General features: G+C 68.8%; 13 protein-coding genes. 4 read left to right on the top strand and 9 right to left on the bottom strand.

Translation table 11 applies throughout. From position 1 onward, the window contains the following. Positions 1 to 216 precede the first annotated feature (216 nt). Both ACWGH0_RS21330 and ACWGH0_RS21325 read right to left on the bottom strand, forming a co-directional pair. The gene (locus tag ACWGH0_RS21330) at positions 217 to 1,302 is read right to left on the bottom strand and encodes an LLM class flavin-dependent oxidoreductase (RefSeq protein ID WP_453405765.1); all 1,086 of its coding nucleotides are present in this window, start codon (positions 1,300 to 1,302) and stop codon (positions 217 to 219) included. A 137-nt stretch (positions 1,303 to 1,439) separates the two neighbouring features. After that, positions 1,440 to 2,234 carry an MBL fold metallo-hydrolase gene (locus ACWGH0_RS21325; RefSeq protein ID WP_453405764.1) on the bottom strand — a complete coding sequence of 265 codons (795 nt, stop codon included), beginning with the start codon at positions 2,232 to 2,234 and terminating at the stop codon, positions 1,440 to 1,442. A 91-nt stretch (positions 2,235 to 2,325) separates the two neighbouring features. Between ACWGH0_RS21325 and ACWGH0_RS21320 the strand changes: the two genes are divergently transcribed. Both ACWGH0_RS21320 and ACWGH0_RS21315 read left to right on the top strand, forming a co-directional pair. Next, complete coding sequence (locus tag ACWGH0_RS21320) at positions 2,326 to 2,601, top strand: ABATE domain-containing protein (protein WP_453405763.1); 276 nt, start codon at positions 2,326 to 2,328, stop codon at positions 2,599 to 2,601. Between the two features lie 155 nt (positions 2,602 to 2,756). Beyond that, positions 2,757 to 3,143 carry a hypothetical protein gene (locus ACWGH0_RS21315; RefSeq protein ID WP_453405762.1) on the top strand — a complete coding sequence of 129 codons (387 nt, stop codon included), beginning with the start codon at positions 2,757 to 2,759 and terminating at the stop codon, positions 3,141 to 3,143. Between the two features lie 369 nt (positions 3,144 to 3,512). Here the strand turns inward: ACWGH0_RS21315 and ACWGH0_RS21310 are convergent, their stop codons facing one another. Then, positions 3,513 to 3,989, bottom strand: a complete 477-nt coding sequence (locus ACWGH0_RS21310; RefSeq protein ID WP_453405761.1) for a hypothetical protein — start codon at positions 3,987 to 3,989, stop codon at positions 3,513 to 3,515. Positions 3,990 to 4,396: 407 nt separating this feature from the next. On the opposite strand from ACWGH0_RS21310, the gene ACWGH0_RS21305 reads away from it, so the two are divergent. Then, the gene (locus ACWGH0_RS21305; RefSeq protein ID WP_453405760.1) at positions 4,397 to 4,792 is read left to right on the top strand and encodes a hypothetical protein; all 396 of its coding nucleotides are present in this window, start codon (positions 4,397 to 4,399) and stop codon (positions 4,790 to 4,792) included. 302 nt (positions 4,793 to 5,094) lie between these two features. Here the strand turns inward: ACWGH0_RS21305 and ACWGH0_RS21300 are convergent, their stop codons facing one another. The 5 genes from ACWGH0_RS21300 to ACWGH0_RS21280 all read right to left on the bottom strand — a co-directional run bounded on the left by ACWGH0_RS21300 (position 5,095) and on the right by ACWGH0_RS21280 (position 10,307). Then, positions 5,095 to 5,511 (bottom strand): hypothetical protein, encoded by a 417-nt coding sequence (locus ACWGH0_RS21300; protein ID WP_453405759.1) that lies wholly within the window; start codon positions 5,509 to 5,511, stop codon positions 5,095 to 5,097. Positions 5,512 to 6,588: 1,077 nt separating this feature from the next. Beyond that, positions 6,589 to 7,566, bottom strand: coding sequence for an NADP-dependent oxidoreductase (locus tag ACWGH0_RS21295; RefSeq protein ID WP_453405758.1), 978 nt, complete (start codon positions 7,564 to 7,566; stop codon positions 6,589 to 6,591). Between the two features lie 259 nt (positions 7,567 to 7,825). Then, a complete protein-coding gene (locus ACWGH0_RS21290; protein WP_453405757.1) occupies positions 7,826 to 8,284 on the bottom strand; it encodes a nuclear transport factor 2 family protein in 459 nt (152 codons plus the stop codon). 285 nt (positions 8,285 to 8,569) lie between these two features. Further along, the gene (locus ACWGH0_RS21285) at positions 8,570 to 9,466 is read right to left on the bottom strand and encodes a DUF817 domain-containing protein (RefSeq protein ID WP_453405756.1); all 897 of its coding nucleotides are present in this window, start codon (positions 9,464 to 9,466) and stop codon (positions 8,570 to 8,572) included. Positions 9,467 to 9,704: 238 nt separating this feature from the next. Further along, the gene (locus ACWGH0_RS21280) at positions 9,705 to 10,307 is read right to left on the bottom strand and encodes a TetR family transcriptional regulator (protein WP_453405755.1); all 603 of its coding nucleotides are present in this window, start codon (positions 10,305 to 10,307) and stop codon (positions 9,705 to 9,707) included. Positions 10,308 to 10,406: 99 nt separating this feature from the next. On the opposite strand from ACWGH0_RS21280, the gene ACWGH0_RS21275 reads away from it, so the two are divergent. Further along, complete coding sequence (locus tag ACWGH0_RS21275; RefSeq protein ID WP_453405754.1) at positions 10,407 to 11,390, top strand: aldo/keto reductase; 984 nt, start codon at positions 10,407 to 10,409, stop codon at positions 11,388 to 11,390. A 155-nt stretch (positions 11,391 to 11,545) separates the two neighbouring features. On the opposite strand, the gene ACWGH0_RS21270 is transcribed toward ACWGH0_RS21275, so the two are convergent. Further along, a complete protein-coding gene (locus ACWGH0_RS21270; protein ID WP_453405753.1) occupies positions 11,546 to 13,579 on the bottom strand; it encodes a S8 family serine peptidase in 2,034 nt (677 codons plus the stop codon). Between the last annotated feature and the right edge of the window lie 925 nt (positions 13,580 to 14,504).

Here is a 14,504-nt window from a genome sequence, read left to right as displayed (position 1 = left end):
TAGCGGGGCCGCTGGCAGGTCGGGCCGGGCGAGCACGTGGGTCTGGTGGGCCGCGTGCGCAGTGGTGTGCTCGGCCAGGAGGGCGGTACGGGACGTACGGAGGGCTGCCAGGCAGGCGAGGACCGGCCACGCGCACTCGACGGGAACTCCCGGCGGTCAGGGGACTCGGCGGTGGAAGGTGACGGGCGTGGGTGGGCGGAAGTCCGCCCGTCCGCCTCAGCGTGGGCTGTCGGGCATGCCGTAGGCGTCGGCGATCAGCTCGGTGGAACGCAGCCGGGCCTGGATGGAGTGGCCGACGCTGCCGATCATGATCTCGTCGGCACCGGAGTCCCGCTGCACCTGGTTCAGGTGGGCGGTGACCTGCTGGGGGGTGCCATGCGGGACGTGGTGCAGCCAGCTGTCGACGGCCTGGCGTTCCTGGGCGTCGTAGGTGTAGGCGTCCACTTCCTCGGTGGTCGGCAGCAGGTACGACTTGCGCTGGAACATGCGGAGCATGGCGTGCGCGAGGGTGCCGGCCTGGCGGCGGGCCTCACGTTCGTCGTCGGATGCCGCGACGGTGAAGCTGACCAGCGCGTACGGCTCACCCAGGGCCTCGGACGGAATGAACCGTTCGCGGTACAGACGCAGGGCGGCCACGACATCGCGCGGGTTGAAGTGTGCGGCGAAGGCGAACGGCAGTCCGAGCCTGGCGGCGAGCTGCGCCGAGTACCCGGACGAGCCGAGCAGCCACACCGGCAGTCGGCCGGTGCGCGGGGTGACGCCGTTGAGCCGGTCCTGAGCGGGCCCCGGCACGGCGTACACGCGGTCGGCGTAGGGGTGCTCGGCCGGGAAGTCGTCGCCGAGGAAGTGCAGCAGTTCGGCCACCTGCTGGGGGAAATCCTCGTCATCGCTCGCGCCGCGGCGGAGGGCGGCGGCCGTGGCGCGATCGGTGCCCGGGGCGCGGCCCAGACCCAGGTCGATACGGCCGGGGGCGAGGGCCTGCAGCATGCCGAACTGTTCGGCGACGACCAGCGGTGAATGGTTGGGCAGCATGATCCCGCCCGCTCCGAGCCGCAGTTTGCTGGTCTCCGCGGTGAGCCGGGACAGCAGGACGGGCGGGCTGGAGGTGGAGACGCCGGGCATGGCGTGGTGCTCGTTCATCCAGTAGCGCGTGAAGCCGCGCCGGTCGGCGAGCCGGGCGAGTTCGATACTGCCGGCCAGCGCCTCTGCGGCGTTCTGGCCGGTGCCGGTCATGGCGGAGTCCAGTACGGACAAGGCGGTGGGGGCGGAGCCATGGCGGGTGCCGCGGATCGGGTCGGTCATGGTCGTGCTGTCCTTCAGTTTCGAGGTGTGCGCCGTGCAGGAAGGTGGAGGGCGCCGGGCGCCGGCCGACAGTCGCAGCGGGTCTTTATCGGTCGGCGCCCGGCCGTTTCTGGCGTACGTGCCCGACGTGCGTGGGGTCAGCCGCGGACGCCGAAGTCGACGCGGTCGGCGAGACCGACGGCGGCAAAGGCGGCGACGAGCTCGTCGCGGCCCTCGGTGAAGTGGGCCCAGCTGTCGTAGTGGACGGGGACCACACGTCCGGCGTCGAGGATCTCCGCGGCCTGGGCGGCCTGGGCGCTGTCCAGGACGATCAGCCCGCCGTCGAAGACATCGGAGAAGCGGGGCGCTCCGGCGAAGAGGAGAGCCGTGTCCACCGGGGCGAAGCGCTCGGCGATGTCCTTGACCGCCTCGAGCGAGGCGTTGTCGCCGCTGACGTAGACGGTGGGCAGGCCCTCGCCGGTCAGGACGAACCCGACGACCTCACCGCAGACCGGCTCGACCTCCTCGCGCGGGCCGGGGCCGTGGACGGCAGGGACGCCCGTAACGGTGACCGTGCCGGGTCCGCCGTCCCGGCGATCGAGTTCGACCGACTGCCAGTCGGCGAGGCCGGTTGCCGCCTCCCCGAGACGCTCCCCACCGCCGGGGGTGGTGAGTGTTAGCGGGACGTCGGCGAGCAGGGCCCGGCCGGAAGTGTCGAGGTTGTCGGCGTGCTCGTCGTGCGAGAGCAGGACCACGTCGACGCGTCCGAGATCGGCCGGGCTGCCGTGAGCCGCCGCCGTCTTCGTCAGCACGACGGCCGGCGCCTGGTGGTCGCCAGGGCCGTCGAAGGTCGGGTCGGTGACAAAGCGCAGGCCGCCGTATTCGAAGAGGGCCGTCGGGCCGCCGAAAACCCGGACGGGGAACGGGGCGGTCTGAAGAGTCGGGGAAGACACGAAAGAGTTCCTCACGGATGGGTTGGAGATTAACCGTGAGACAGACTGTATGCAGGTCTCACGGATGGATGCAACCCGTACCGTGAGAACCATGGAAGAGGTCGTGTGTGAAGGAGCCTCCCGGCCGTCGGCGCCGGGCAAGATGGAGCACCCCTGCCTGAGCCTGGCCAACAAAGCCGTCGCGCTGCCCCACGGGCGCACGGCCGACTCCTCGGGAACCCCGGCGCAGGCCGAGCAGTGGCTGGCACGGCGCGACCTCGCCCTCGACGGCACCGGCCTTGGCGGGCCTCGCGGAGGTATGCGCGACGCAGCTGCGCTCATGCATGTACAGGTCAGGTCGCCGGTTGGCCTCCCGTGTACAAAGTGACCGAGCGCAGTCTTCGGCCAACCACTCACACGACGACTGCACAAGGACGGTGGACTACGTCTCCGTCCAGCACCTTCGCTGGCAGCATCCTCGCGCCGGAACGAAACGCGTGACCGCAACGTCCTAGGTGCATGACACCATCGCGCCACGCCGCCGTGCTGATCCTGAGCACAGGGCTGCTGCTCTCTGGCTGCTCCCCCTCGTCAGACGAGGGGTCCGACGCCCCCACCTTGCCGGCCCGCGCCATCACGAAGGGCAAGTGGCAGGAAGGTCCGCCCAAGCCCGCGCAGCACAAGCCGTATCCGTATGACATCAATACGCATTGCGGGGTGAAGTGGGTCAATTTCGGTGGCCGTTGGTGGGCGCTCGACTCCGTGTTCCCCAGTGTCGAGCAGGTCAAGGGGGAGCCGGCCTCGCCGCAGAGCCAGAGGCTCGCCGGATACATGACCCTGATCGGTCCGGACACTGCCAACTTCGACGCTGCCGGGATGCCCACCATGCAGTTCGTACCGACCGAGGACGACCCGCCCGGCTGTGCCTAGGCTGACGGCATCCTGGGGGCGCAGGCACATGTTCGTATGCGTCGAGAAGTGTCCGACGGCATCACTGGTGCACGCTCTTCGAGGCACCGGGCGGCCTCGTCGGGCAAAGCCTTCGGACCGTGCCTCACTACCTCGCCGAACGGTGCAGGGGCATCCAAATCGGTAACGTTGTACTCGGCCTGGCCCAAACCCCTCGCGAGCGAGCGTGAGGCGAGGGTGTCCGGAACAAGCTGCGCACATGCCGGCGACTCCTCCCGGTACATCCGGCGGAAGTCGAACACTTCCAGCCGCCGAACTGCTGCCCGGCCTCGTCGAAGCCGGGCATCAGCAGTGGGCGGCACCGCCCACCACCGGGTTCCGGCTCAGCAGCTACGACGGCCAGATCACGGCACCCTCCCACACCACCAACGGCTCGAACTGGGGATCTTCGTAGAAGCGGATGCGCCCCAAGGTGACCTTGCCGTCCGGATCACAGTGTCGACCCTCGGCCTTGGTCGCGAGCCAGTTGAGGAGTTGCCCGACACTGTCGAAGGCGTCGGGGTGGATCTCCTGCCGACTGGTCAGGCGCCAGGCGTCGGACTCCGTGTCCTGCCTTCGTACAAGCGTAGAGGCCAGAGGTCCGTCCACCTTGGACGCATAGTCGTGCTGGCCCAGAAGTGGCTCGGGATGGGTTTCGACCACGTGCCTTCCGTGGTCATCCTCCACTACGCCTGGGAAGTCGGTCACGATGCGGAGGACGTCCGGCTCGCTGCCCAGTCCGAGGTGCCAACGGAGTTCCGCGAGTTCCTCCTCAGACATCTGGTCGACCAGGTCGACGGTGAGCATGAGTTCAAAGACGTCAGCCATGGCCCGACACGCTAGTGCACGCGTCGGGAAGCGGGCAGAACTGCAGGGGTGTGGGCCCTCGACAGGCATACCGCCGAACCGAGGCCCGAATGCCGACCGGGCCGCAAGGCGGCCCGCGGCCAGTCTGGCTGCTTCGCCGGCCGCAGCCTCCTCAGCAGCGCCACGTGCAGCTTGTCCCACACGCCGGCCTGCTTCCAGGCGGTAAGGCGACGTCAGCAGATCACGCCGGAGCCCAAGCCCGGTTCCTGCGGCAGGCATTCGAGGTGTCCTCGCCGGGGTGGAACGGCGGTCCGGGAAAGCTGTCCAGCCTGCGAAACGCTAGGCATGCTCGTCCGGTAGGGCGGACTGGCCGCCAGGTCAAAACAAGCACCGCAAACCTAAATGACGCTGCGGAGCTGGACGAAACAATGGGAGCGATCGCGGCACAGTTGCGCACGCCTGCGGTCGGCGCACACTGGAAAATGAGCCGCAACACACGGGCGCAGATCGCGATGGCCCCTAATCCAAGAAGCGCGGAGGCTGCCATGCCCGAAGAAGCTCAACTTCACGGCACCATCGAGAAAGTCGGGGACCAAACGGTCACTGTCGAGGTCTACAAGTTCGTTGTTGACCTCGACGATTCATCCCGAGAGAAGTTGAAAGAGGACCCTTACGGAATTGTGCAACGCTTTCTGGAATCACAGGGCCATACGGTCAACGGCCTAATTTTGGATCCTCAGGCCTTCGATGACGGGTGGCCTCCGGATTGGTCACACATTCCGAGCGGGGAGTACAAATCGCACTGGTTCCAAAAGTTGCTGTAGGCGGAGCACAGAGCTGGTGATCTCACTGGCTCGAGAGTGTGCACTTCGGCGCCGGCCGCGACACGGCCGTCCCTGTCGTGGCCACGCGCTTTGATGTGCAGGACGTCGGGCAGGAGCCGCCAGCGGTGGTGGCTGCGACGCCGATGGCGAGCGTGGCCGCTGGGGCCGCGTAGCGTCCCCAGCCCCCGCAGTTCTCCGTCGGGTATGGGCCCTGGAAAGGTCCGGGCCCCCGCAGACCACAGCTCCGCACGACGGACCAGGGTTCGGGTTTCCTGATCGCCATGCACGAGAAGGCGGGGCTGTCACTCAGGGGGCAAGAAGGCGTCTGCGAGCCGGATCAGCTCGGTTTCGCTCAGTTGCGGTGGGGACCAACCTAGGTCGCGTGCATGCTCGACGAATCGTTGATCCACCGGCACGTGGTATCGCTCGACGTGGTGGGCGAGGTCCGTGTGCCAGAACCACTCACCATCCGTGAGCAGGTGAAGATCGTCTATCAGCTGGTTCGTCGGGCTCAGAACGTTGTTGACGCCCGATCCGGTGGCGGCGAACACCGAGCCTGCACGCAAGTAGCGCACAAGGTTCTCTTCGTGCGGATCCCCCTTGCTGCGCACGCAGGCGTGCAAGGAGGGCCCGTCCGGGCTGCCGTGCTTCAGCTCCCGGTACGCGCCCAGGAAGCGATCGCGGGACGGGGAGGGTTCCTGGCGGTCGATCGAGGTCACAAGCAACTCCTGTGGTTGAGCCAGGGGCGTGGCGCGGGTCGTCTGGGGAAGGTCGGCGTACCCCTCAGGCCAGCGTGCCGTTCCGGCTGCAACCATGAGCGTAGGAGTTGCTGAGAAGGGCGAGACTCCCGGGACGTACGCGATTCGGGTCGGGGCGTGCTGTCCTGGCGGGTGGGCTGACGTGCTCATCTTCCGGCGGTGCGGTCGGAGATCAGGCCGGCGACGGCTCGGTGGCTCTTGTCGAACTACTCGCGGCGTCCGAGGGAGAGTTGGAGGGTTCGCCAGTGCTTGTGCTCGGCTTCGCATCCTATTTGGCCTGATGTCGCTGACGTCCGCGCAGTCGCCTCACATGTCGCACGTACTGTCCAGCGCAGGACCGCTGGGCCCGGTCGATTGCGATCACCTGAGGGTCCGATGACCGCTCGTACAGCTCGACCTCGAATGGGTCGGCATCCCAATCGACCATCCTGACCCACGCGTCCCGGTCCTGCTCAGCCGTTCCGCGTCTGCGCACCGCGTCTCGCCACAGCTGACCGCTCAGTGCGGCTACGTCCACCGGGCTCAACGTACGCGCGGGCTCGACCAAACACGATGGAGCAGATGTGTCGATGCCTGCATACGTCATGCCATGGCGAGGGGTCCGGCCGCCTGCGAGCGGCCGGACCCTGGAGGCAGGCACCCCAGCCATTCCACTCACACAGCCGTGTGCCCGCGAAACTCGCTCCCTAACACTGAGCGGTCCAGCGGCGCAGCGCCGACGCGGTTCGGCCCGCTGAGCAGAGGCCCGCCCCGCTTCGTCGCCGTCGATCTGCTGTATCTGACGGGCAGGGGAACGCACGACCTGGTGGCCCTACCGGCGGCGCAGGGCCGCGCTGGAGCGCTGTTCGCCGAGCAGCGTCTCGCCGCGCGCCGTGGGTGCTGTGACCGTCGACTACCCAAGAGGCCGCCGTCCGCGCGAGTGGCCGGCCCACTGGACCGCATCCGGTGTCGCGGGTGTCGTCCACACGAGGCTAGAGGTTGTACGGACCGCTGATGATGCGGGGCTCGGGTCGCAGGCACATTTGCGGCGGTGCGGGGTCAGACGGCTACGACGACTTTCCCGTGGACATGCCCGGACTGGCTCAACTCGAAGGCGTCCGCCAGCTCTTCCAGCGGGAAGGTCCGCGCCACCGGCACCGTCAGCTTGCCGGCGTCCGCGAGAGCTCCCAGTTCGGCCAGGTCGGCGCCGTTCGGCCGTACCCACATCCACTGCCCGCCGGAGTCGACGACGGAGCCGTCCGCGATCGACGCGTGCCGGCCGCCTTCGCGCAGGACGGCCAGTGTCGTGTCCAGTACCCCGCCGACGAAGTCGGCGGCGACACCCACTCCGTCCGGCGCGAGGGCCCGGACACGTTCGACGACTCCCTCCCCGTACGCCACAGGTTCCCCGCCGAGCTCACGGATCCGGTCGTGGTTGGCGGGCGAGGCGGTACCGATGACCCGGGCGCCGAGAGCACATGCGATCTGCACCCCCAGCGATCCCACTCCCCCGGCGGCGCCATGGATGAGCACGGTGTCACCCGGACCGGTTCCCAGGCGCGTCAGCACCTGGTACGCCGTGAGGCCGGCCAGCGGCAGGCCCGCGGCCTGGTCCCAGGTCAGGGACGCGGGCCGGCGGGCGAGGGCACGCACGGGGACGGTGACGAACTCGGCGAAGGTCCCACCGTGCACGTAGTCCTTACGCGCATAGGCGATGACCTCGTCCCCCACCGAGAACTCGGGCGCGTCGATACCCACTTGCTCGACGACTCCGGCGACGTCCCAGCCGGGCACCACGGGGAAGAACGCTTCCATCAGGCCCTCCAGGCCCCCGGCCATGATCTTCCAGTCGACCGGATTGACCGCCGCGCGCCGCACGCGCACGAGGATCTCGCCGGGTCCGACCTTGGGGCGCGGCTGTCGGGTCTCCTTGAGGACTTCCGGTCCGCCGAAGGCCGAGTACGTCATCGCCCTCATGTCGCTGCCACTGCCACTGTCCGTGCCACTGTCCGGGGTCTCTGCAGCGTCGTGTCCCATGGTGCTCCTTCGTCAGTGGTTCTCCGAGCCCTGCCCGGTGATCGTTTGCTTATGGGTTGCCGGAGAGGGCGACGGCGAAACGGGCGCTGCGGAGGAAGGGCCACGGCCGGGGGCGGGGTGCGTCAGGAGGACCGGCAGTACGGGCGTGGTTTGCCTGCGCTGTTGCTGGAGCGATACGGCAGTCCGCCCGGAACCCGCGAGCGCGGACCGCGCCGTCGGCCGCGCAGAACGGTGCTTCGAGTCCCGGCCTCCCACGCCCTCACGGGGTGCACGCCTCGGCGATCGACAGGCTGTTCTCATAGAGGTGGTGCCGGGTGATACGGCCGTCCTCGACGGTGAGGTGCAGAGCGAACGGGCCTTCGAAGGTCTTTCCCGTCGCGCGTACGGTCCCTGACAGGTGCCCCATCAGGACGGCGTCGGTACCGTCCACGAGGAAGGTGCCGACGGAGGCGCGCGCGTCGTCGGGCACGGTGTACTCCATCAGCTCCGTGAACTGTGCGGCGCATTCGGCAGCGGTGGACCGGGGACGGATCCATGGGACGGCGGGGTTCTCGGCGAGTTGCCAGTCGACCTTGTCGGCGAAGATCTCGACGAGCCGCCCGGTGTCCCCGGCCACCCGGGCGGCAAGGAACTCCTGCACGACGGCCCGGGTGGCATCGGCGTCCGAACCAGGGGTGGCGGCTGAACTCGGCGCGGTGGCAGTGGGTTTGACGGACATGGCGCTCTCCTCGCTGCTGCGGCCGGCTCCCGGCGGGGGTTCCCGTCGATGTGCTTGATACTGCCGGGGAGGAGCAGAGCGGTCGATTACCTCGGAAGTAATGCGGGCGAGCGCTCGCGCGCCGCCGACAGCGGCTACGGGCAGATATCGGGAGAAGCGACCCAGCGGCGTCCGGACTCCTGGGACCGCAGAACCCCGTGGCGGCAGTTGTCCAGCGGACCAGCCATGGCTACGGAGACACAGCGCGTGAGCATCGTGGTCACCCCGGCCACTCAGCCGACGGGATCAGTGGCTGCGTGACTCCGGGGTGCGTGACGGTTCGCGGCGGAGACTCGGCGGAGCGGTCTGTGCGTGTGCGGGCAGGGCACGGGGAGCACCAGGTGCGGCTTCCGAGTGACGGAGAGAAGGACGAGGCAGCGCAGAGGCGCCTTGGGCCGCGCGGCGTCGTCCGGCGACCAGGACGAAGGTGACGCTGATCAACAGCGCCCAGGCTCCGATCTTCATGGGAGACACCGGCTGCCATCCATGGAGTTGATCGGGGTAGCTCCATGCTCCGACGTAGGTGGCGGCGTTCTCCGCGATCCAGAGGAAGAAACCGATCAGGACGAAGCTCAGTGCGAGCGGCATACGGTATCGCCGCTCCCCCACCGAGTAACCGACCGAGGTCCCGATCGTGGCGAGCAGGATGAGACCGGCGAGAACCCAACGGGCGTCGGGCAGCCAGTGGTGGCTGAAGAAGTTGACGTACACGGCAGCGGCCAGTGGCACCATCACGCGCGGCCGGTACGCGGTGAGCTCGACCGACATCAGCCGCCAGGCACGGCAGACGTAGCTGCCGACGGCGGAGTAGAGGAAGCCCCCGTACAGCGGCACACCCGCGAACTTGGTGACGGCGTCCTCGGGGTAGCTCCAGGAACCGAGGTGCACCTTGACCAGCTCGAACAGCAATCCGATGAGGTGGCAGGCGGCGATCACGGCGGTGTCCCGGGCGGTGTCCCATCCCAGCCGGCGGGCCAGCACCGTCAGCAGCAAGCCGTAACCGAGCAGCAGGTCGTAGCGGGCTACGGGAAGTTCCGGCAACAGATCCGACACGGCCACACCGCCGACGAGCGCCACCGCGAAGGCGCAGCAGCGCGCCTGCTGCCACCCGAAAAGGGAAATCTGCCGAACCGCGTGCTGCATGGACGTCACACCGACGAGACGTCCGGCCAGGGGACCGCGGTTGCACGGCGAGAGATGAAGCACACACCGGTTCCGACTGCCACGGCGCGCCCCATACCGCCGTCGGACACGCGTGTCCGACGCCGGCATCCCGCACACGGACCCGGCGCAGGAACCACAACCGCCCGCGCGGGCGGGGCCTGTTCGTATTGCCGACGGCGCCCGCAGCGGAGCACACCGCGAGCACGGGCACCCGGTTTCAGCCGGTCCGTGCCCCGTCATCCGCTTGCGGCGTGGTGATCCGGCGTACGGACTCCACCACTGCCGCCCGGTGGCGGACGAGCTGCTCGGGTGGCCATTCGTTGCTGCCGGTCTCGCCCGCCGCGGGCCCGCCCACCGCGCTGAACCACGCCTGTGACAGGCCCATGACCAGCGTCAGCACATCGGTGGCGTCCAGCCCGGCGTCGATCCGGCCCGCCTCCTGCGCCTGTTTCACGGCTGCGATCTTGCCCTGGTAGGAGGTTGCCTCCGTGTCTGTGGGCGCCGGACGCTCCAGCTGCTTCCACAACACCAGACGCATCAGCGCAGGCCGCTCTACGAGGTGGTCGAAGACGGCTCCCGCGTAGGCCGGCAGATCGTCCGCGTCGAACGGTACGGACTCCGAGCCTGTCTCCAGTGCGCGCTGGAGCACGGCGTCGAAGAGCTGCTCTTTGTTGCCGTAGTAGACGTAGATGAGTCTCTTGTTCGCCTGCGCCGCATCGGCGATGCGGTCCACGCGCGCACCTGCGATGCCGTACGTCGCGAACTCGGAGAGGGCCGCGTCGAGCAGGCGGGCCTTCGTTGCGCTGGAATCCCGTGCCATGCGCCGCAGCCTAGCAAGTAACTATCTGGTTATTGACATCGTGCGGAGCCGTGGTCCATGCTCTAACTATCCAGTTAGTTACTTCTTGAGGAGAACACGATGGAGATCCGCGCACTGGGCACCCAGGGGCTGAAGGTCGGCGCCGAGGGCCTCGGCCTGATGGGCATGAGCGCCCACTACGGAGCCACCGACGAGACCGAGTCTCTCGCCACCATTGACCGCGCCCTGGAGCTGGGCGTCACCCTCCTGGACACCGCCGAGGGCTACGGCCCCTTCCGTAACGAGCAGCTTCTCGGCAAGGCGCTGGCCGGCCGCCGCGCCTCCGCCGTGATCGCCACGAAGACCGGTGTCGAATTCACCGACGAAGGCGACTTCCGCGGCCACAACGCGACCCCCGAGTACATCCGTCGCTCCGCCGACCGCTCCCTGCGCCATCTGGGCACCGACCACATCGACCTCTACTACCTGCACCGCATCGATCCGAACGTGCCCGTCGAGGAGAGCGTGGGCGCCATGGCCGAGCTCGTCGCCGCCGGCAAGGTCGCCCACATCGGCCTGTGCGAGGCCGCGCCCTCGACGATCGCCCGGGCGCATGCCGTACATCCGCTGGCCGCCGTACAGACCGAGTACAGCCTCTTCGAGCGCGGGATCGAGCACGACGGTGTTCTCGACACCCTGCGTGAGCTCGGCATCGGGCTCGTCGCCTACTCGCCGCTCGGCCGGGGCTTCCTCTCCGGTGCCATCACCACCCCCGACGACTTCGACGAGGACGACTTCCGCCGCACCGACCCCCGCTTCCAGGGGGAGAACTTCCACCGCAACATGGCCGTCGTCGACCAGGTGCGCCGCCTCGCCGCCGACAAGGGCGTCACGCCCTCGCAGCTCGCCCTGGCCTGGACCCTGCACCAGGGAGCGGTGCCCATCCCGGGCACCAAGCGCCGCCGATACCTGGAGGAGAACGTCGCCGCCACGGCCGTGACGATCACCGACGCGGACATGGCGGCCATCGACGCCGTGGCGCCGCACGGCGTGGCCTCGGGCGACCGATACGCCCCGGAGCTGATGAAGGCACTGAACGGCTGATCCGCCTGCGGTGGCCACCGAGGGCCCCGGCAGATCCGGCGACGGGCTCCGGAACACCCCCGCCGTGCGCGTACCGGCAACCGGCGCCTCGTCCCGGAGCGTGTGACCGCCGCGCCGCCCCGAGCGCAGGGGCCGGGGCGCTGCCCGTACACGCGTCAGAGGATGCGCCAGGCGACGGCGTAGGGCTGGGCGAACCGGGTGATCCGGTGAGCGCTGACGACGACTTCGGCCTCCCCTGCGGGGATGTCCCGCCAGTGGACCTGCTCGACGTTGTTGACGCGGTCGAAGCCGGAACCTGTGCCCATGTTGCCGTGGCGTTCCTGACCGTCCGCGCGGACGATCAGGTCGAGGTCGTTCTGCAGGGCTGCTCCGGGGGGATCCGTCCAGACGAGGGTCACCTTCAGAGTGCGGGCCGCTCCGTCCGGAACGGTGATCAGGAAGGCACGCTCCTCCCCCTGGTTCAGTTCTCCTGCGTCGGTGAAGCCCGCCCGGCCGGCGTCGGTCGGCAGGACGACGGCACGCTGGAGGTTCACGAGGCCGAAGCCGGAGTTGTTGTTCGGCGAGGAGCCCGCCTCGCTGGGGTTGTACTGGCCGGGCAGTTCGTCGGCGCCGTTGATCAGCATGGCCTTGATGAGCGCGGCGCTGGGCTTCGGGGTGCCGTTCTTCACGAGCGTCTCGCGCAGCACCGCCACACAGCCGGCGACCAGAGGGGTGGCCATGCTGGTACCGCTGACGAACATGAACGCGGGGTCCGTGGAGACACCGAAGTCCGTGTGCGCCGGTGCCAGCCGCGAGCGGGCGGACAGGATCGACGTGCCGGGGGCGACGACATCGGGCTTGAAGCGCCCTTCCTGGGACGGGCCCCGGCTGCTGAAGGCCGCCATCCCGGCGGGGTTGTCCGCCATCTTGTCGTCGCGGATCGGCGCGACGGGCCATCGGACCGTTCCGCCCCTCATCTGACCGTACGTCTTGGAGATACCGGGCCTGTTGCCCTCGCTGGCTCCGACGGTGATGACGTTCTTGGCCGCGGTCTCACCGCTGACGGACCTCATGTTGATGCGTCCGTCCCCGTCCCGGTCCGTGCCGTCGTTGCCCGCGGCGAAGAGGATGACGAAGTCCTTGTTGTCCCAGACCATCCGATCGGCCTCGTTCGCGGCCTGGTTGTAGGGCAGACCTGGGGTGACCGGACCCCACGAATTGGTGTGGATCCGCGCCCCGTCCTCCACGAAGGGCGGTTGGAACAGGTTGCGGAGGTTGTCCGGGATGCCGCTGAGAAAGCCGTTCTCGTCCATCACGGACTGCAGGACCAGTCTCGCCTCCGGAGCCGTTCCGGTGACGGGTTCGCCCATCGACGCCGACGTACCGTCGCCGAGGACGGAGCCCGCCACATGGGTGCCGTGCCCGTCGGGGTCGTCCGACCGCTCGGGGCTCGTACGGCCCAGGGCGACCAGCCGCTTGACCCGGCCGGTGAAAGCGGGGTGCACATTGGTGATCGAGCCCTTGTCGAAGCCGGTGTCGGCGACGCAGACGATCTGGCCCTCGCCCCGGAACTTCGTGCCGTTGAGCGACACGTGGGCCTTCAGCAGAGTGCCCGAGACGGTGTTGTACAAGACCCGCTCGGGGACCTCCTCGATCTCCTTCACCTCGTCGAGCGAGGCCAGGGCGGGCAGGTCCTCGTCGCGGACCGTGACGCGGACCTTGTCACCGTCGGGCTGTACGTCGCCATGGCTCACTCCGGCCGCCGCCGCGATCCGGTCCCGCAGTCCGTCGTCCCTCATGTCGACGTTCTCGTGCAGGACGATGTCGACGAGGCGGGGCCGCGGACCCGCACCGTTGAGAGGCTCGGCCAGTTCGGCGACGCCCGTGCGCAGCCGGGCCGAGCGGAGCGACTGGCCGATCTTGAAGCCGTTGAGGTACACGTCCGCCCAGCTGACGAAGGGCAGTGCGCGTACGGCGTCCAGATCACTCGGCCGGTAGCCGCACAGATAGGTGTCGTCCGGAACGTACTCCTGGATCACCACACCGAGTTCCGAGAGTTGTTCCTTCTCCTCGTCCGTGGGCGGGTGTGTGGTCTGCACGAGCAGATAGTTGGACGAGGAAGCGTCCTCGGACACCAGTGATGCGGCGACCAACTCCTCGGACTCGAGCAGTGGGTCCACCGTCACGCCGTTGATGGTGATACGGGCCATGCCGAACTCCCGGAGGGTGTGGGGGATGCCGAAAGGCGCGCACCGGGCAGCCGAGTCGCGCCCGGCACTCCCGCGCCGACGCCCACATGGCCGAAGCCCGTCCACACCGGTGGCATGCCGGGCTGCGTGGTTGCTTCCGTTCGACCAACACGCTAGGCGCGCGAGTAGCTGCCTGCACTCCGAGCCCGGCCGAAGGCCCCCATCCGGGTCGGTACCGCTCAGGGAGGAGGCTCGGCAGCGGCACCGGCCCGGGCCGCACACCTGCTCGCGGCGCGTGGAGGCGTGGTCCGGGCTGTTCGACAAGAGGCGTTGCGCCGGACGAGGCCCGCGTCCTCGCCCCTCGCGGCCCGATCGACCCCAGGTGCGGCCCGTGTTCGGTCGGCGCACACTGGAACTGTGTAGCCCTGATGGGAGCGGTTGCACCATCACTGGGCTCGTGGGGCTCGTCAGCCGCGCGAAATGCGCCGAGCGAGCACGCCGCATGGCCCTCCAGCTCCGCACGGACAGTGTCGTTGACGAGGGATCGACCATGTCAATACCAGGCCGGCAAGCCGTACGCCTCCTGGTCGTGGCGCTCCTCGCCATGGTGGTCTCGCTGGCTGCGGCTGGGGCGCAGGGCAGTGGCAACTGCGGGAGGGTACCCGTACAAGGCGTGGACATCGCGGGCGCACGGGTTGTCGGGCCATTGGCTCCTGATCCCGACTACTGCGACAGTTGTCCCTCGTGTGCCGGGTGTTCGGGCGAAGGCGAGGGACCCGTCGATCCTCCGCCGCCTCCTCCTCCGGAACCACCCCCTCCCGAACCATATCCTCCGGAACCACCCCCTTCACCCGAAGAACCTCCGGTAGTTCCTCCAGAAGTCACTCCCGAAGTCCCGCCGGGAGAACGTCCGGAAGTTCCTTCACCGGTGCCACCCGAAGAACCT

It is taken from the genome of Streptomyces sp. NPDC054887 (genome assembly GCF_053610585.1).
This window is presented reverse-complemented; position numbering and strand designations above follow the sequence as displayed.

Bases quoted from the DNA above. Each gene is read 5' to 3' on its own strand.
- ACWGH0_RS21320 (WP_453405763.1), top strand. From the start codon at position 2,326: ATGGAAGAGGTCGTGTGTGAAGGAGCCTCCCGGCCGTCGGCGCCGGGC.
- ACWGH0_RS21310 (WP_453405761.1), bottom strand. From the start codon at position 3,989: ATGGCTGACGTCTTTGAACTCATGCTCACCGTCGACCTGGTCGACCAG.
- ACWGH0_RS21290 (WP_453405757.1), bottom strand. From the start codon at position 8,284: ATGTCCGTCAAACCCACTGCCACCGCGCCGAGTTCAGCCGCCACCCCT.
- ACWGH0_RS21280 (WP_453405755.1), bottom strand. From the start codon at position 10,307: ATGGCACGGGATTCCAGCGCAACGAAGGCCCGCCTGCTCGACGCGGCC.
- ACWGH0_RS21285 (WP_453405756.1), bottom strand. From the start codon at position 9,466: ATGCAGCACGCGGTTCGGCAGATTTCCCTTTTCGGGTGGCAGCAGGCG.
- ACWGH0_RS21305 (WP_453405760.1), top strand. From the start codon at position 4,397: ATGGGAGCGATCGCGGCACAGTTGCGCACGCCTGCGGTCGGCGCACAC.
- ACWGH0_RS21295 (WP_453405758.1), bottom strand. From the start codon at position 7,566: ATGGGACACGACGCTGCAGAGACCCCGGACAGTGGCACGGACAGTGGC.
- ACWGH0_RS21275 (WP_453405754.1), top strand. From the start codon at position 10,407: ATGGAGATCCGCGCACTGGGCACCCAGGGGCTGAAGGTCGGCGCCGAG.
- ACWGH0_RS21330 (WP_453405765.1), bottom strand. From the start codon at position 1,302: ATGACCGACCCGATCCGCGGCACCCGCCATGGCTCCGCCCCCACCGCC.
- ACWGH0_RS21270 (WP_453405753.1), bottom strand. From the start codon at position 13,579: ATGGCCCGTATCACCATCAACGGCGTGACGGTGGACCCACTGCTCGAG.